Genomic DNA, 17,143 nt, shown 5'->3' on the forward strand with positions numbered 1-17,143 from the left:
TTGCAGTCAGGTGAATTTCGTCACCTTAAAAGGGCTGGTTGGTCGAACATGAATCCCTTGCTGATTGGTCGATTGCAGGGGTTAATTTTGCTTAGCTACCTTTAATTTGGAGGGCTCATCATGAAACCGCAACATCGAAGTATCTTACGGGGAGTAGTCGCAGCAACAGTTGGCGGTGCTTGCTTGCTACCTGTGGCTTTTCCAGGCTGGACTCAGGTCATAGCAGAAAGCTATAACACGCCAACGCCAACGCCAACGCCAACGCCAACGCCAACGCCAACGCCCGAGGAGATTACTAGGGAGATTGAGGAGACCTTTAACAAGTTCATCACCAATCCAAACCAATATTCGACGGTCGTTACGATTGCCACTGTGTGCCCTAAAGGCGTCGCAGGTAGTGATCTGCAGCGTGACTGTAATGCGGTCGTCGGCGCTGCCCTCGGTGGCGATACCGTTGACGCCGCAGCGGCCATCTCGCAGATCACCGCAGACCAGACCGCTGTACCAACTAATTCGGCGCTGCAAAGCGTCTCAGTACAGGGGCAGAATCTCAATACTCGGCTTGCCGCACTACGCAGTGGTGCCCTTGGTCTGAGTCTAGGCGGTTTAACCATGACCGTCGATGGCCAGCCACTCAGCGGTGAGCAGTTGCAGCGCGCGCTGGGGGGGCTTGGCAATGCACAAGGGGGCGCAGCAAGTGCTGATGCCGGGGGACTGCTCGCCTCAGGCCGGCTCGGTATCTTTATCAACGGATCGCTAGGACGCATCGATAAAGACCGGACGCAGAACGAGGAAGGCTTTGAGTCAGATTCAGGCGGTTTGACCGCCGGCATCGATTATCGTCTCAGCGAATCGCTCATTCTCGGCGGCGCCTTTGGCTGGGGACAGACGAATACCGACATCGACGCCGCAGGAGGCAGCCTCGATACCGATAGCTACAGCCTCAGTCTTTATGGTACCTGGTATCAAGGCGAAAGCCTCTTCGTCGATGGCATCATCAGCTATGGCTGGAGCGACTACGATCAAAAGCGCAATATCCGCTACCTCATTCCTGGGACTGCGGATGTCGACCAGACAGCCTCTGCGAAATTCGACGGTCATCAATGGAACCTCGCGCTCAACGCCGGTTACGACTTCAGTCGCGGCGCACTGACCTTTGGGCCGCGCCTTGGGCTTGAGTACATTAGCGCAGACGTCGACAGCTATAGCGAGCGCATGTCACGCCCAACCGAGGTTGGTAGCGGCTGGGCATCGCGCATCTCCAGTCAAGATTATGAGTCATTCACCTCAAGCCTCGGCGGACAGCTTTCTTATGCACTTAGTCAAGACTGGGGTGTTCTCGTGCCGCAGCTACAGCTAGACTGGGTGCATGAGTACAAGGATGACATCCAGGTCGTCAATGGGAGCTATATCCAAGACCCGACGAATACGCAGTACTCAATCAGCGGCGACGCCCCTGATAGCGATTACTTCAACCTGCAACTGGGTCTGTCGGCGCAGTTCGCGCGCGGTCAATCGGCGTTCATCTACTACCAAAAAGTCCTCGGCTACAAAGATATCGATGGCTACAGCGTTGGTGCCGGTATGCGCCTAGCCTTCTGAGCTAACGCGCGAATCGCGCCTGCAACTCACTGACATGCTGGTCGATCTCCTCCAGGAAGCGCACGGCGGCCTTGGCGGAGATCACATCGCCTTGCTGCCAAACCGTGGGTCTGCGGCCGCCAACGGCCGTGAAGGCCATCTGTTGATGAAAGCCGAAGCTCTGATAGGACTGTAGCGTTGAGTCTCGCCATTGATAGGGGGCCTGGTAGCCATTGCGCATCTTGAGTGCGAGTGCATGCTCGATGGCCTCCTTGAGGTCATCACAGTTGTGACGTCCTGGCCCGTTGCTAGCCGCAGCTTCCAGCGTCTGTGTCATGCGCTTGCGCATAGTGGAATGGCTGCATTGCGCGATCCCTTGCCGGCAGCGATAAAACAGCGCGAAGGCCTCATTGAGGAAGTGGATTGCCTGAATGCGATTCTGTAGCGCGGAACCCTCGACATCAGGGGGGGTCAGCGCGATCTTCAGATCGCCACGCCAGTAGAGCTCAAAAATTCGCTGGTCCATTGACTTTAGATCGGAAGCTTATGCGCTGCCAAGATGGCGCTGGTGTCGTTGAACGCTGTCGCAGACTGGGTTTTTTGCGCCGGAGTGCCTATCGCCGCAGCTTTAAGCCTAGCTGCTTTTCCAGTGTAGGCATTACATTAAGCGGATTGGACAGGATCTCATGATCGGTACAGTTAAAATGGCGGAAACCAAGGGGTCAAGCCGGGAGGTCAGCGCTGCGGAAGGGCTTAAGGCGCTCGATCATAGCGCGGTGCACCTTGAGCCCGCCGGCGACCAGGTTGCAGGTTTCAAAGAAGCGATCGCCGCCGGCAAGGTCGGTGACCGTGCCGCCGGCTTCGGCGACGAGCAGGGCGCCGGCGGCGAAGTCCCAGGGCGAGAGTCCGAGCTCCCAGAAGCCATCGAGCCGGCCGGCGGCGACATAGGCGAAATCCAGTGCCGCCGAGCCGGGCCGGCGGATGCCGGCGGTATCGCGGATCATGGCTGCCATCATGCTGAGGTAGGTGGTCAGCTGCGATTGGTCTCGAAACGGGATGCCGGTGCCGATCAAGGCGCCGCTGAGGCCGCGCCGATCGCTAACCCGGATGCGGCGGTCATTGAGCATGGCGCCGCTGCCACGGCTGGCGGTAAAGAGTTCTTCGCGCAGCGGGTCGTAGACCACGGCCTGTTCCATCAGTCCACGGTAGCGGAGGCCGATCGAGATCGACCATTGCGGGAAGCCGTGTAGGTAATTGGTGGTGCCGTCGAGCGGATCGATGATCCACTGGTATTCGTCGCTGCCGTTGCGGCCCTTGCTGCTGCCGCTCTCCTCCGCGAGGATGGCGTGGTCTGGGAACTTGCCGCGCAGCTCCTCGATGATGGCGGCCTCGCAGGCACGGTCGACCTCGCTGACGAAGTCGTTGCGGCCCTTCTCGTTGACCCGGAGCTCGACACCGCGCTCGTACGAGCGCACGGCGATGCGCCCGGCTTGGCGAGCGGCGCGTACAGCAATATTTAACATGGCATCCATGGTGCGCACGATACTGCATCCGCGCCTGAGAGAGAAGATTGACAAGGTCAGAAAACTCTGAAGAACTGACGTGAGGGACGCCAATGCGCAGACGGCCCCTTCAATCCATTGGCGCCGCCGGTTCTAGATCCTTGTTCGGCGAGAGGATATTTCACCCCGGAGACTGCTGACGTGCCCGAGAGAGCTGATGTGAACGACGAGCTGCGGCTGAGCCGGGTCCGATTCGTGTTGGTCGAGACCAGCCTGAGCGCGAATATCGGCGCGGTCGCGCGCGCTATGAAAACCATGGGGCTGACAGAGCTGGTGTTGGTGCGGCCACAGCAGCCGCTGGATGCTGAGGCTCTGGCGCGCGCGGCAGGGGCGGATGATCTGCTAGCGCGCGCCCGCACCTGTGACTCCCTGGCCGAGGCGTTGTCCGGCTGTCGACTAGTGATCGGCTCGAGCGCTCGGGCGCGCTCACTGGCCTGGCCCGAGGTGGACCCAGTGGGCTGTGCTGAGCAGCTTTTGCGAGAGGCGGCTGAGGGCGAGGTCGCGCTGTTGCTCGGACGCGAGCGCTCGGGGCTGACCAACGATGAGCTGTCGCATTGCCATTTGCTAACGCGCATCGCCACCAATCCGGATTACAGTTCGCTCAATATTGCCGCTGCGGCCCAGGTTTTTGCCTACGAGCTGCGGCGCACGACGCTGCACTGGCAGGCCACTGGGGCCTTGCAGGCAAGTGGGTGCATGCTGGCTTCTGGAGCGCAGCGCGCGCGACTCGAGGAAGAGGCACCGCTGTCTGCTGAGGCCGTGCGAAGCGACCTGGCGACGGCTGATGAGATGGTGAGCTTCTATGGCCATCTGGAGCAGACGCTGGAGCAGATTGGATTCGCCGATCCAGCGCAATCCAGTACCCTGCGCCGGCGCCTGCGCCGGCTGTTCAATCGCGCCCGCCCGGATCGGACCGAGTTGAATATCCTGCGCGGCATCCTGTCCGCGGCTGCGGGGCGCAAGCGGCCAGATCGGTTTCGTCGCTGATCGGCACCTAGGCACTGAACTTAAGGCACTGAACTCAGAAGGGAGATGGCCTGATGTTGAAGCGGCTGCGAGAAGATATCGCCTGCGTGTTCGAGCGTGATCCGGCCGCGCGTAATGCGTTTGAGGTGCTGACGACCTATCCAGGCCTGCACGCGGTGATGATGCATCGCCTGTCCCACCGGCTCTGGAAACGGGGCTTCAAATGGCTGGCGCGGGTGCTGTCGAATCTGGCCCGGCTATTCACCGGCATCGAGATCCATCCGGGTGCTGACCTAGGGCGGCGCTTCTTCATCGATCACGGCATGGGGGTGGTGATTGGCGAGACTGCGGTGGTTGGCGATGACTGCACCCTCTATCACGGAGTCACCCTAGGGGGGACGAGCTGGCAGAAGGGAAAGCGCCATCCCACGCTCGGTCGCGATGTGGTGGTGGGCGCTGGCGCGAAGGTGTTGGGTCCGATTGAGATCGGCGATGGTGCGCGTATCGGCTCCAACGCGGTGGTGCTGAAGCCTGTGCCAGCCGGGGGGACAGTGGTTGGTGTACCGGGGCGCGTCATCGAACATGCTGCGGATGCGGCGACGCGTCGGCGTGCGGATACCGCCAAGCGCATGGGCTTCGATGCCTATGGCGCGACCCGCGATGCGCCCGATCCCGTCGCGAACGCGGTGAATCGGATGCTTGACCACATCCACATCATGGACCGACGCATGGAGGCGATGTCACGGGCGCTTGAAGAACATGGGATCACCCGGCACTTCGAGCATCTCAACGACCTTGATGACTGCGTGCTTGACCCGGCAGCGCTCAGCTCTGAGCCGGAGAATAATTGATGGTCATTGTCGGCTATCATAGGATGTCATCTGACGAGGATATCAGCGAGGAGAAATCGACGTGAGATTGACAACGAAAGGGCGCTATGCGGTGACTGCTGTGCTTGACCTAGCCATTCATCAGGGAAAAGGGCCCATTGCGCTTGCGGATATCGCTCAGCGCCAGGGCATCTCCTTGTCGTATCTGGAGCAGCTCTTCGCGAAGCTCCGCAAGCACGGGCTGGTGATGAGCGTGCGAGGGCCAGGCGGCGGCTATAATCTGGCGCGCGAGGCGCGCTCGATCCATATCGCTGAGGTGATCACGGCTGTCGATGAAAATGTCGACACGACGCGTTGTGGTGGTGCGCATAACTGCAAGGGCGACGGCCCCTGCTTGACCCATGATCTCTGGATGGACCTCAGCGATCGGATCTACGGCTACCTCAATAATATCAGTCTGCACGATCTAGTCGAGCGTGGCACAGAGGCGGAGGCCGCTCGGCGTGCGAAACGGCCTTTCAATACGTCCAAGGTTCAGGGGGCTGTTAAGGGTACCGTTCAGAGCGCCGTTCAGGGCACCAAGGTGCAGCTCGATCCGCTGCACTCGGTGAATCAGGCCAACGTCTGATTTCCTGGCGTCGGCACAGGCCTGGTTGTGACCTTGCTCGCTTAACACTGCTCCCAAGGCAAGCCGCGAAACCGCCAGCCGCCGGTGGTGGAGCGGTGATGCTGCTCGTCGAGTTCGCCCTCAAAGCCTTCATCGACATGAAACACGTTTGGTAGCCCGGCCTCAAGCAAGGCCTTGCCGGCCTCGAGAGAGCGTTTGCCGCTACGGCAGATCAGGACGACGGATGCACAGGACTCTTCTGGGGTGCAGATGGCGCCGCCGAGCAGGCGCTTGCGAATCTCGGTGAGGAACTGTGGATTGACGGTCCAGTCCGGCTCGTCGATCCAGGGCACATGCACGGCCCCACTGGGGTGGCCGACAAACAGGAATTCCATGGTCGAGCGGATATCGACCAGCAAGGCCTGCGGATCATCTTGCAGCAGTCGATGTGCCTGCTCAGGAGAGAGGGGGGTCGGTAAAGGCTTGCCCATGATGGGGGCTCCTGCTGTTGGTGGTTGTTGATCTCAATGCGCTGTCCTGCGCTGGTTGTCAGGTTAGGATAAACGACTTGCGTCTCGTCGAGTCTTGGACACCCCTTGTGAAATCCCGTCAGTTAGCAAAGTATTCCTTGGCCGTGTCTGCGAAGGTTGCGCCCCCTGCCGTAACTCCGGCTGCAACTGCGGCCAGGGCTAGGATTGCGACACCACCGCCTGGCCAAGGAGGTTGGCGCGAGCGCGTCGCAAGGGCCTTGGTGCGCTTCCTGGCCAGACTGTCGTTGCCAACGCTGCACCGAATGGGCTCCTTGGTGGGCTGGGGGATCGCGCTGATTCCGAACCGCCAGCGGCGCAATGCATTGATCAACATCGGCCTCTATGCACCGGAGCGGCCAGCTGCGGAGCTGGTGCGGATGCGCAATCGGAGTCTGCGCGAGTTGGGTAAGACCTTGTTTGAGACGGCGCTGCTTTGGCTGCGTCCGCCGGCGGAGGCCTTGTCGCTGATCCGCGAGGTGCGTGGCATTGAGCTGCTGGAACGCAAGCCGGGACAGGGGCTGATCGTGTTATCACCCCACATCGGCGCCTGGGAGCTGGCCGGGCTCTACCTCTCGACGCAGGGACCGACAGCGATCTTCTATAAGCCACAGCGGCTGCTTGATGATCTGATTGTGGCGTCCCGACGGCGTGCTGGCGCAACCCTGGCGCCGATCACTGCGCGCGGCATTCGGGTCTTGCTCGGCGCCCTCGAGCGCGGCGACAACGTCGGCATCTTGCCCGATCAGGAGCCGCGGGAAGAGAAGGGTGCCCTGTTCGCTCCCTTATTTGGGGTGCCAGCCTACACGATGCTGCTGGTGAATCGGCTCGCGCGCCGCAGCGGTGCACCGGTGATCTTCATGATTGCCGAACGCCTTCCGCGTGCGGCAGGCTTTCGCATCCACTGCTTGAGGGCTCCGGAGGGAATCGAGAGTGCGGACGATCTGACGGCGGCGGCTGCGCTCAACCGCGGCATCGAGCAGTGTATTGCTGTCTGCCCGGATCAGTATCTGTGGAGTTATCGGCGCTTCCGTCGGCGTCCGAGCGGCGGGCGGAAACTCTACACCGGGTCATTGCGGGATGTCTCTGCAATCGAAATTGCACGCCGCCAGCGTCAGACTGCAGCCACTGACTGAGGGCTGCTGGCGCAAAAAAGCCCCGTCGACCGTCGCTCCACGGGGCTTTGGCTTTCGGCTGGGATCAGCTAATGTCGGCAGTGCCGCTCTCGCTTTGCCCCTGATTGTCGACCCAGCTGATCTCGACCGCTTCGCCCTTCTCTCCGCCGTTGAACTTGAACGACAGATAGGGGTTCTTCGAGACGCCGCCGCTCCAGAAGGCGGTCATCACGACCTGGTCCTTCCATTTCGCGGTGACTTCTTGGATGAAGTGCGCGGGGATGGGCTCGCCGGTCGCCTTGTCTTTGCGCAGTCCGGTTTCCATTTCGTGGCTCATCAGCGCCTTCACGGTGGTGACACCGTTACTGCTCTTGGCGCGGATCTTGATATTGCCTGCCATTGTCTTACCTCAGTTCGTTATCCGATGGTTAAAGCCAGGTCGCCTGAGCGTTAGCCGCCGCAACCGCCAATGGTAACCTTCACCGGTTTGGCGGCGCTGAGTAGACCACCCTCGGTTTGCACAACGGCGACTACATCAGCGGTCTTGGCCATCTTGATGCGGGTAGAGACGAACGGAACAGCGTCAGCACCCAGATCGAATGAGGCAATCAGTGGGGTGCCGTTCCCTGACGCGATGATTGCGATCGACTTGGCACCTTCGACGTCGGTCTCGACCGTCACCGGGACCACAGCGCCGTTCTCGGCGATGTCCGGGGCCTTGATCTTGACCTGATCGCTGGTTTCAGTGGTGGCGCTGCCGAGCAGATCGTTCAGTGCCGCGTCGGTGTCGGTGGCAGCGAAGGCATCTTTAGGCCAGTTCGCGAGCAGGGTGCTGGGGGTCAGCAGGCCGGCACTCACGGCAACGCCGATGGCGCTGGCGCCTAGGGAGCCCTTGAGTAGGGTTCTACGTTTTGCGTCGATCATGGAAACATCTCCTCTATCGAACACGGGTTGGCGAACACGAGTTGGAGCCTTTGGGGGCTTGAAGTCGTCGATCTTATTACTGCGTCATTCCGCATCAATGGGTGCGCCTAGAGCCTGCATGGCCGGCGTTGTGACTGTCCTGTCGGCGGCTGCTGTTCGCAGCGTACCCCATCGCCTTAGCTTAGCGTATCTGTCGGACACTGAAAACCGCGTTTGTGGCCTGGCTACTGTGGAAACCCCGATGTGTCTACGGTGCTCGGCGGGCATGGCTCACGAGGGCGCTTAATCTCAGTTTCGGGCCTTGCGGGCTCGCTCCAGGGCTTGCAGCTCGCTCAGGCGGACCTGCAAGCGGGAGGCGAGATGGAAATCGATGTCGTCCAAGCGGAGTGCGAGCTCGAGCTGCCGGATTGCCGGCTCAAGCTCATCGCTCGCGTAGAGGTATTCGGCACGGTAACGATAGTTCAGGGCACGCTGTCCTGATTGTCCCGCTGCGTCGGCCATGAGCTCATAGATGGGTGCGATCCCGGGCCGCAGCGCAACAAAGCGCTCCAGTGCCCTGAGCGCTTCGGCCGGTCGTGAAGCCGCCATCAGCGATTCCGCATAGGCCTGATTCAGCGGCCAGTTTCCAGGTGCGAGCCCGACCGGGCCTTTGAGGTCCTCGACGGCCTGCTGTGCATTGCCAGCTCGACGATCGATCTCGGCGCGCAAGACTAGGAGCTCGGTTTGACTCGGATGCTCCTCAAGCAGCGGCCTAAGCTCAGTGCGGGCCGCCTTGAGTTGGCCGGCCCTTGTTAACGCCAGCGCATAACCGTAGCGTTGCGCGGTCTCGTCGCGGTAGCGCCCTTGCTCCAGCGTCTTCGCAAAGTGCTCCACCGCGCGTGAAGGGTTGGACTCGCTGCCCTGGCGCAGGTTGGCGCGCGCAAGATGAAAGCGCAGGCTGTCCGGGCGCTGGCGCAGTCCGTGCTGACGCGCGCGGTTCATGGCGTCGGCGATGCGGCTGGTGGTCACCGGATGAGTGCGTAGGAACTCAGGGGCCTCGCTCTGCGAGACGCGGGTGGTCTTGGCGAGACGCTGGAAGAATCCCGGCATCGCATAGGGGTTGTGGCCGGCGCGGGCGAGGGTGTTGATGCCGATGCGATCGGCCTCTTCCTCATTGGCGCGGGTGAAGTTGATCTGCCGCTGCGCTGCTGCGCCCTGGATACCCATGAGACCGGCTGCGCCGATATTGGCGTCGACCGTGGCGCCGAGCACGGCGGCGGCGAGCAACAGGGCCGTGGCCGGAAGCGCCATCTGGCGTTGCGTCTCGAAGCTGCGCATCAGATGGTCTTGGCTCACATGCGCAAGCTCATGGGCTAGCACCGCTGCGAGCTCGCCTTCGGTCTGTGCAGCCAGGATGAGTCCGGCAAAGACGCCAATGCGACCGTCGGGGCCAGCGAAGGCGTTGACCGTGGGGTTCTCGATCAGGAAGAAGCTGTAATGGCCGGGATGACCGCTTGCGGCGACCAGCTGTTGGCCCAGGGTTTGAAGGTAGTCGGTGAGGACTGGATCAGCGGAGATTGGCAGGGCCTTGCGCACCCATTTCATGAATTCCTGTCCGAGATCGCGCTTTTCGGCGCGCGACATCAGGTTGTCGGCGGAGCTGCCGAAGTCCGGCAACGCCAAGGGGTCCGCAGGGCCGAGGCTAGGGAGCATGACCAGCAACAGCGCAAGCCCGAGCCAGCTAACGGCTCGGATCGGCGAGCCTCGGCGGCCTCGAGTCTTGGGTGGGCCAAAGCTGGGTGGGCTACATTCGACAGGATGCATCATGTCGCCTTAGAGGGCTCTTACTCTGGATCGATCCGCTCTGCAGTCCAGCCATTCAGCCCCCGTGCTCAAGGCATCAGTTCAGCTGGACCCGTTGACCCCAGGGCACTGGGGTTCGACCCTTGACCAGCCAGATCACCGGATAGTTAGGCTCCTGCTCCGGGAAGGCGCCCTGGGCGTCCGTGAAGTAGACCAACAGGTCCGGGCGCATTCCCTGGTCCTGGACCCACTGGAACACTGGCCTGAAGTTGGTGCCACCACCACCTTGCAGCGCGCGCGGGCGCTCGAAGCGTTCCCAGGGCTCGAAACGGAAGGGCGCGCCCGGACAGAGTGCGCTGTCGCAGGGCAACAGGGTGACCTGTGCCTGCACCTGGGCCTTGAGTGCGTCGATTTCATTGATGAATTCTTCGACTTCGGCGTCTTTGATCGAGCCGGAGGTGTCGACGGCGACGACTAGGTCGACGCGCTGGCTGCGTAGGCTCGGCAAGATGTGCGCGCCCTCGCGGCGGGACGGTCGTGACCAGCTGTAGTCGTGACGCGAGAGGCCATTCATGTAACGCGCGAGGAGCATGCGCCAAGGTAGCTGTGGCTGCAGCAGATGGTCGATCATCCGCTTGAGCTCGCCGCCCAGTCGCCCGGCTTGCATCGCCTGCTGCGCAGCGCCGGCCATGCGTTGCTGCCACTGTACCTGCAGCGTTTCTTGCTCGTCCGGGGTCAGTGGTGGCGGGGCGGTCTCTGCCTGTGCCTGCTGGGTCTCAGGTGTTTGCCGACCTTGCTCCCGGCCCGGTTGGGATGCTTGGCCACTCGTTGGCGTGCCCTGGCCCTGCGCGCCTGCCTCAGCCTGGGTTTGTTGTTGTTGGCGCTCAAGATCATGCTCGTCCATGCCCGAATGTTGTCCCTGGCCCTCCGCGTCAGCATCATAGGCGTGGGTGTCGAGGGTCTCGGACTGGTCGTTGTCGTCGATCAGTGGATAGATCTCCTCGGCGGTCATGCCCTTGTACATCGGCATCAGCAGCGCGTTCGGGGGCGGCTTGAGTCCGTCATCGACCAGCAGGGGATTGATCGCATAGTCGCAGGCCAGGTCCCAGCGGTGCTTGATGCGATGTTGTCGGCGCGCAAAGTGCGAGAGCGCGCAGTGCAGCGCCTCGTGCGCCAACATGAACTGGGTCTCGTCGAGCGTGAGTGCGTCGATATAGGTCGGATTGTAATAGAAGGCGCGGGCATCGGTCGCGGTGGTCGGGCACCAGTCGCTGCTGGCCGCCTGCATGGGTAGGCGCAGCACTAGCGCGCCGAGGAATGGCTTGTCCAGGATCAGCCGGGTGCGGGCGGACGAGAGCTTGGTCTCGATTGCCTGTAGATCCTGAGCGTCGAGGGTTGGGGCGCCCTCGCTGGGGCATTCGCCCTGAGGATGCGTCTGGAGATCGCCGATAAAGTCTGCAGCCATGGATGGTCTGGTTCGAGCCGTTAGTTGTAGAGCATGACATCGGCGATGGCATTCGCCCAGTCGGCGAAGGCCGGGACCTCAAACAGGTCGCTGCCGATGGCGCGATGCAGATCAGAGACCAGCATGACTCCCATCTCGCGCTGCGGAAAGCGGCCGGCGTAGACCAGGATGTTGCCGATCAGGGTCGCCTGGTCGGCGCTGCCCCGCGCGCGGATCGCCTTGCCGACCAATGCAGCGGCGATGGCGTACTGTAGGTCAATCTCGCTCGGCACCGGGACGGCCTCACCACGGCAGATGGCATCGAGATCGGGCATCTGATCGATGCTGGCGACGAAGGCGGCGAGCTCGATTCCGGCTGCCGGGCCGACACAGGCCTGCAGTGTCCCTTGGAGGAGCTGTGGATCATTTTGGAACTTCTGCAGCGCCCGATGCGCGAACTCCCAAGAGCGCGGTGAGGGGAAGGCAACCGGATTGTGAGCCGGGTCGAAATCGAACAACAGCTCGGGGCGGAAGCGCAGGAAGGCAATTACGCGTTCGTCGATTGCCTTGGCATAGGCCCAAGCGACCCAGTCGTCGAGGTGGGTGTCGACTTCGAAGTGCGAAAAGCGGTTGGCCAGCGGCGCCGGCATGCTATAGGTCACACCACGGTCGCCTTGCCGGTTGCCGGCAGCGAAGATCGCCCAGTGTGTCGGCACCTGATACTCGCCGAGTCGGCGATCGAGGATGAGCTGATAGGCGGCGGCCGAGACCGCCGGCGGGGCCGAGGTGATCTCGTCAAGGAAGAGGATACCGGCCTCGCCGTGGCGCTCGGCGTTGGGCAGCAGCGCGGGGATCGCCCATTCGACATGTTGGTCGACCCGAAACGGGATGCCGCGAAGATCGCTGGGCTCCATCTGCGAGAGTCGGATGTCGATCACGGGGACCTGATGACGCTCGGCGACCAGCGCGATCATCTGTGATTTTCCGACCCCGGGTGGCCCCCATAGCATCACGGGTGTGTGATGCCCCTCCGCGGCGCTGGTGAGCTCGCGCTCAAGGACGGATAGCAACTGGGCGGGACGCATGGCGGGGGATTCTCCTGTCGTCAATCGGGCTGGGTGCCGCTTGCCGATGCGGTTGCATGGCCTGGGTTGCATGGCCTGGCGCGGCGCTGTCCCCGCTAGAGGTTGGGTTGTTTCTCGCGCAATCGCAAGCACCGGGCTGCAGACAGTCGCGGGAAGGGTGGGCGAGTGCCTCTGGTGCTGGTATGCATTAGTAAGAAGCGGTATTCTTATCCGTTAAGCCAGATTCGGGCGAGTGCGCGTTGTGGAGATCCCCTGCGCGCGAGGCGCTTCGGTAACCGGTCCGGTGCGCTCCCGTCAAGGGCTTGGATCAGGCGGCTGGCAGACCTGTGCTGGCAGCCGCAACCATAAGATTTGCAACCGAATCTCAACAGTTGACCGGAGAGTGGACATGAACCAGTTTTACTACGACGCTGTCACTAAGATGGAGCAGCTCGGCGTCGATGACGAATATATCCAGGGTTGGCAATGCGGCTTCTTGCAGAATCCGAAGCGCGAGGAGCAGCGGTTGACCGAGGCCTACGAGGCTGGATATGCCGATGGCGAGGAGAAGAGTACCGATCACTTCTCAAAGTGGGCCAAAGGCTAAACTAGGGCTGAACTAAGGCCGAGCTGGCAGACTGATCTGGCAGGCTCAGTCTGCGGCTCGGTAGTCAAGGCGGGGCTTCCCCGCCTTTTTCATGCAAGTCTTGACATGCAAGCCTTAACACAAACCGCTCGATCTTCTTGGCGGGCGGAGAGTTGGCGTGCAGCGAGTGCTAATGACCGATAATAGCTACCTCAAAGACCTGATTCTGTTACGCAATGATCCCGCTGTCGTGCAGCGGGTGCGTGAGGCGGCAGCGCGGGGCGAGGTGGATGCTTTCTATGCGCTTGGCCTCATCTATGCTGAGGGCCGGGGCGTCAGGATCGATCTCGCGCAGGCGCACTACTGGCTATCGCTCGCCATCGATCAAGGCGATCAGGACGCCGAATGGCTGCGTAATATCGTCGGCAGCCAGATGACCGACGAGGAATATGATGCGGCAAAGCGATTGCGGGCCAGGCCCCCGTTGCAGCTGGTCGATTCTGGCTAGATGCTGATGAATGGTCGCGTCTGGGCTTGGTCTCATGGCGCCTTTAGTGCTATTTTTGCCTGTTTTCCTGGTGCCCGTTGCACCATGGCTGGAGACGAACAATGCAAGTATCGGTCGAGACTGGGGACGGTCTCACGCGGCGATTAAAGGTCGAGCTTCCTACTGAGGAGATCGAGCAGGAGATCGAAAAACGGCTGCAAAATCATGCCCGCTCGATTCGTCTGCCTGGGTTCAGGCCGGGCAAGGTGCCGATGCGCCTGCTGCGCCAGCGCTATGGCGACTCGATGCGCCTGGAGGTCTTTAGCGAACGCGTTGAGGCCAGTTACCCACAGGCGATCGCCGAATCCGAGCTGCGACCGGCTGGGCGGCCTGAGATTGAGCCCGATCTCGATCTGGCTGCTCGGCGCTACGCCTATGTCGCCGAGTTTGAGGTGCTTCCCGATGTGGAACTGGCCTCACTCGAGGGCCGCTCCTTGGCTCGGCCACAGGTCGATCTCACCGAGGCTGACGTCGATGAGACGATCGAGCGTCTGCGCCAGCAGCGCAAGCGTTGGGAGTCAGTCGAGCGGACTGCTGAGACCGGCGATCGGCTTACAGTTGATTTCGATGGGCAGGTCGATGGCGAGCCCTTCGAAGGCGGACGTGGTGAGGAGGTTCGCATCGAGATCGGCGCTGGCCGCTTCATTCCCGGCTTTGAGGACCAACTGATCGGCGCGAGTGCGGGCGACGAGCGTTCGGTGCAGGTCAGCTTCCCAGAGACCTATCCGCAGGCGTCCTTGGCCGGGAAGCCGGCAGCGTTCAAGGTGAAGGTCAAGACGGTCGAGGCGCCGAGCTTGCCCGAGGTGGATGCCGAGTTCATCACCGAGTTTGGTGTCAACGATGGCGATCTCGAGCGCTTCCGTGCCGATGTGCGCGCAAACCTAGAGCGCGAGCGATCGGAGCGGATCAAGGCTCGGGTCAAGAATCAGGTCATGGACCTGCTGCTTGAGGCAAATCCGATCAGCGTCCCCTCGGCCTTGGTCGCCCGGGAGGTTGAGTCGTTGCGCCAACAGATGCAGCAGCAACTCGGCGGCGGTGGCGCCGGCATCGAATTGCCGGACGAGCTCTTCGCCGACAACGCTAGGCGTCGGGTTGCGCTGGGGCTGATCGTCGGCGAGGTGGTCAAGGCGAATGCGCTATCGCCCGGCGCCGACCGCATCCGTTCCGCGGTTGAAGAGACGGCGGCGTCCTACGATGATCCCAAAGCAGTCATTGACTATTACTATGCTGATCGTGAACGGTTAGCGACGGTCGAGTCCATGGTGCTCGAAGACCTGGTTGTTGAGCATGTACTGGATCAGATCGAGGTGACCGACGAGCCGATCAGCTTCAGCGAGCTGGCGTCTCAGCAGTAGAACGACGTCCGCTGATCCCTCCTTTCCCAGCTGAGCTTCGGATAAACATGTACATCGACAATGCTGATCGGCGCACCGACCCACAGGCGCTAGGACTCGTCCCCATCGTGGTTGAGCAGACCGCGCGCGGCGAGCGCTCGTTCGATATCTTTTCCCGACTCCTGAAGGAGCGGGTGGTCTTTCTGGTCGGTCCGGTTGACGATCACGTCGCCAATCTGGTCGTCGCGCAGTTGCTGTTCCTGGAGTCGGAGAATCCCGATAAGGACGTGCACTTCTATATCAACTCGCCTGGCGGGTCGGTGACCGCTGGCTTGGCGATCTACGACACCATGCAGTTCATCCGCCCGGAGGTCAGCACCATGTGCGTTGGCCAGGCAGCGAGCATGGGCGCGTTGTTGCTGACCGGAGGTGCGGCTGGAAAGCGCTATTGCCTGCCGCACTCGCGGATCATGATTCACCAGCCGTTGGGTGGTTTCCAGGGCCAGGCGACGGATATCGACATCCACGCGCGCGAGATCCTGCACGCCCGCGAGCAGCTCAATCAGATCCTGTCCCACCACACCGGGCAGCCCATCGAGCGTATCGCCGACGATACCGAGCGTGACCGGTTTATGGGCGGTGAGGATGCCGTTGCCTACGGTCTGATCGACCAGGTGCTTGATGCACGTTCCAAGCCCGCTGACTGAGGTCAAGGCGGACAGACACCTTGGCGCTCTGTTGCGCCCAGGTGGGCCTGATTGCTCTGCTGCTAGTCAATCAGGAGTTGGTAACCCGCTTGCAATGACTTATATCCTGACCTAGGTCTAGATGCGCGGTTGCCATCTGCACTCGGCAGGTTATGATCGACAGAAGCCCGGCGGCCAACTCGCTTCAGCCTGATATCCCCCTTTTCTTTACCTTCCGGCCCCCGCAGCGCCTATCCCGGAGAGACGATCTATGAGCGGAAACACCCATGGAAAGAGCGACGAAGGAAAGCTTCTGTACTGCTCGTTCTGCGGCAAGAGTCAGCACGAGGTGCGCAAGCTGATTGCAGGTCCGTCGGTCTTCATTTGCGACGAGTGTGTTGAGCTCTGCAACGATATTATCCGGGAAGAGATGCAAGAAGGCCTCGGAGAGGCGACCAGCCGTCTGCCGAAGCCACGCGAGATCAACCAATCGCTGGACGAGTTTGTGATCGGCCAAGAGAAGGCGAAAAAGGTCCTCTCGGTCGCGGTCTACAACCACTACAAGCGCCTCGAGGTTGCTGATGCCAAGGAAGATATCGAGATCTCCAAGAGCAACATCCTGCTGATCGGCCCGACCGGCTCCGGTAAGACGCTGTTGGCCGAGACCCTCGCACGGCTGCTCAACGTGCCCTTCACCATTGCTGATGCCACCACCCTCACCGAGGCCGGCTACGTGGGTGAAGATGTCGAGAACATCATTCAGAAGCTGCTGCAGAAGTGTGACTACGACGTTGAGAAGGCGCAGAGTGGCATCGTCTACATCGACGAGATCGACAAGATCTCGCGTAAATCGGACAACCCTTCGATCACGCGCGATGTGTCTGGTGAGGGTGTCCAGCAGGCACTGCTGAAGCTGATTGAAGGGACCATCGCCTCGGTACCTCCGCAGGGGGGGCGTAAGCATCCGCAGCAGGAATTCCTGCAGGTCGACACCAGTAACATCCTCTTCATTGTCGGCGGTGCCTTCGCAGGGCTCGACAAGGTGATCCGAGATCGCTCGAAGAAGACCGGCATCGGCTTCTCGGCTGAGGTTCATAGTAAGAACGATGATCGGGCGATCGGCGAGTTGCTGAGCAATGTCGAGCCCGAGGACCTGATTCGCTACGGTCTTATCCCCGAGTTCGTCGGCCGGCTGCCGGTGATGGCGACACTCGAGGAGCTCGATCAAGAGGCACTGATCCGTATCCTGACCGAGCCCAAGCATGCGCTCACCAAGCAGTATGCGCGCTTGTTCGAGATGGAAGGTTGTGAGCTCGAGCTGCGCGAAGACGCCTTGCGAGCTATCGCCAGTAAGGCCATGGAGCGCAAGACCGGTGCGCGTGGTCTGCGGACCATCATGGAACAGGTGTTGCTCGATACCATGTATGATCTTCCCTCCATCGATGATGTCAGCAAGGTGGTCGTCGATGCCTCGGTCGTCAATGGCGAGACACCACCGCTGGTGATCTACGATGGCGGCGAGCAACCCCGTGCTGTCGCCGCGTCGGACTGACGACCTTAACCATGCTAGAGCGGAATCGGGCTGATT

General features: G+C 61.4%; 18 protein-coding genes. 10 read left to right on the plus strand and 8 right to left on the minus strand.

Translation table 11 applies throughout. From position 1 onward, the window contains the following. Positions 1–192: 192 nt before the first annotated feature. A complete protein-coding gene (locus VBE63_RS07900) occupies positions 193–1,602 on the plus strand; it encodes an autotransporter outer membrane beta-barrel domain-containing protein (RefSeq protein WP_323682518.1) in 1,410 nt (469 codons plus the stop codon). Position 1,603: 1 nt separating this feature from the next. Here VBE63_RS07900 and VBE63_RS07905 read toward each other — a convergent pair whose 3' ends face one another. Then, complete coding sequence (locus VBE63_RS07905; protein ID WP_323682472.1) at positions 1,604–2,107, minus strand: hypothetical protein; 504 nt, start codon at positions 2,105–2,107, stop codon at positions 1,604–1,606. A gap of 196 nt (positions 2,108–2,303) precedes the next feature. Continuing rightward, positions 2,304–3,113 carry an inositol monophosphatase family protein gene (locus tag VBE63_RS07910; RefSeq protein WP_323682519.1) on the minus strand — a complete coding sequence of 270 codons (810 nt, stop codon included), beginning with the start codon at positions 3,111–3,113 and terminating at the stop codon, positions 2,304–2,306. 171 nt (positions 3,114–3,284) lie between these two features. On the opposite strand from VBE63_RS07910, the gene VBE63_RS07915 reads away from it, so the two are divergent. From VBE63_RS07915 to iscR, 3 genes are all read left to right on the plus strand, one after another. Further along, positions 3,285–4,130 carry an RNA methyltransferase gene (locus tag VBE63_RS07915; protein ID WP_323682473.1) on the plus strand — a complete coding sequence of 282 codons (846 nt, stop codon included), beginning with the start codon at positions 3,285–3,287 and terminating at the stop codon, positions 4,128–4,130. A gap of 53 nt (positions 4,131–4,183) precedes the next feature. Beyond that, a complete protein-coding gene (gene cysE / locus VBE63_RS07920) occupies positions 4,184–4,960 on the plus strand; it encodes a serine O-acetyltransferase (protein ID WP_323682474.1) in 777 nt (258 codons plus the stop codon). 61 nt (positions 4,961–5,021) lie between these two features. After that, positions 5,022–5,567, plus strand: coding sequence for a Fe-S cluster assembly transcriptional regulator IscR (iscR, locus tag VBE63_RS07925; RefSeq protein ID WP_323682475.1), 546 nt, complete (start codon positions 5,022–5,024; stop codon positions 5,565–5,567). Between the two features lie 41 nt (positions 5,568–5,608). Here the strand turns inward: iscR and VBE63_RS07930 are convergent, their stop codons facing one another. Continuing rightward, positions 5,609–6,037, minus strand: coding sequence for a rhodanese-like domain-containing protein (locus VBE63_RS07930; RefSeq protein WP_323682476.1), 429 nt, complete (start codon positions 6,035–6,037; stop codon positions 5,609–5,611). A gap of 260 nt (positions 6,038–6,297) precedes the next feature. Between VBE63_RS07930 and VBE63_RS07935 the strand changes: the two genes are divergently transcribed. Continuing rightward, positions 6,298–7,209: a lysophospholipid acyltransferase family protein gene (locus tag VBE63_RS07935; protein ID WP_323682477.1), complete on the plus strand. Its 912-nt coding sequence runs from the start codon at positions 6,298–6,300 to the stop codon at positions 7,207–7,209. A 64-nt stretch (positions 7,210–7,273) separates the two neighbouring features. Here the strand turns inward: VBE63_RS07935 and soxZ are convergent, their stop codons facing one another. The 5 genes from soxZ to VBE63_RS07960 form a co-directional block, all read right to left on the minus strand. Beyond that, positions 7,274–7,588: a thiosulfate oxidation carrier complex protein SoxZ gene (gene soxZ / locus VBE63_RS07940; protein WP_323682478.1), complete on the minus strand. Its 315-nt coding sequence runs from the start codon at positions 7,586–7,588 to the stop codon at positions 7,274–7,276. A 50-nt stretch (positions 7,589–7,638) separates the two neighbouring features. Then, positions 7,639–8,112 (minus strand): thiosulfate oxidation carrier protein SoxY, encoded by a 474-nt coding sequence (gene soxY, locus VBE63_RS07945; protein ID WP_323682479.1) that lies wholly within the window; start codon positions 8,110–8,112, stop codon positions 7,639–7,641. A gap of 288 nt (positions 8,113–8,400) precedes the next feature. Then, positions 8,401–9,918: a M48 family metalloprotease gene (locus tag VBE63_RS07950; RefSeq protein ID WP_323682480.1), complete on the minus strand. Its 1,518-nt coding sequence runs from the start codon at positions 9,916–9,918 to the stop codon at positions 8,401–8,403. 73 nt (positions 9,919–9,991) lie between these two features. After that, positions 9,992–11,359: a DUF2201 family putative metallopeptidase gene (locus VBE63_RS07955; RefSeq protein WP_323682481.1), complete on the minus strand. Its 1,368-nt coding sequence runs from the start codon at positions 11,357–11,359 to the stop codon at positions 9,992–9,994. 20 nt (positions 11,360–11,379) lie between these two features. Then, on the minus strand, positions 11,380–12,423 hold the full coding sequence (locus tag VBE63_RS07960; protein WP_323682482.1) for a MoxR family ATPase: 1,044 nt from the start codon (positions 12,421–12,423) through the stop codon (positions 11,380–11,382). Positions 12,424–12,811: 388 nt separating this feature from the next. Between VBE63_RS07960 and VBE63_RS07965 the strand changes: the two genes are divergently transcribed. The 5 genes from VBE63_RS07965 to clpX all read left to right on the plus strand — a co-directional run bounded on the left by VBE63_RS07965 (position 12,812) and on the right by clpX (position 17,107). After that, positions 12,812–13,009, plus strand: a complete 198-nt coding sequence (locus tag VBE63_RS07965) for an Alvin_2107 family globule sulfur oxidation protein (protein ID WP_323682483.1) — start codon at positions 12,812–12,814, stop codon at positions 13,007–13,009. Between the two features lie 172 nt (positions 13,010–13,181). Then, positions 13,182–13,496, plus strand: coding sequence for a sel1 repeat family protein (locus VBE63_RS07970; RefSeq protein WP_323682484.1), 315 nt, complete (start codon positions 13,182–13,184; stop codon positions 13,494–13,496). 101 nt (positions 13,497–13,597) lie between these two features. Beyond that, positions 13,598–14,890, plus strand: coding sequence for a trigger factor (gene tig, locus VBE63_RS07975; RefSeq protein WP_323682485.1), 1,293 nt, complete (start codon positions 13,598–13,600; stop codon positions 14,888–14,890). A 47-nt stretch (positions 14,891–14,937) separates the two neighbouring features. After that, positions 14,938–15,576 (plus strand): ATP-dependent Clp endopeptidase proteolytic subunit ClpP, encoded by a 639-nt coding sequence (gene clpP, locus VBE63_RS07980; protein ID WP_323682486.1) that lies wholly within the window; start codon positions 14,938–14,940, stop codon positions 15,574–15,576. Positions 15,577–15,826: 250 nt separating this feature from the next. Then, complete coding sequence (gene clpX / locus VBE63_RS07985) at positions 15,827–17,107, plus strand: ATP-dependent Clp protease ATP-binding subunit ClpX (RefSeq protein ID WP_323682487.1); 1,281 nt, start codon at positions 15,827–15,829, stop codon at positions 17,105–17,107. Positions 17,108–17,143: the final 36 nt, after the last annotated feature.

Source organism: Lamprobacter sp. (assembly GCF_034860625.1).
In the GTDB taxonomy this organism is placed as follows: domain Bacteria; phylum Pseudomonadota; class Gammaproteobacteria; order Chromatiales; family Chromatiaceae; genus Lamprobacter.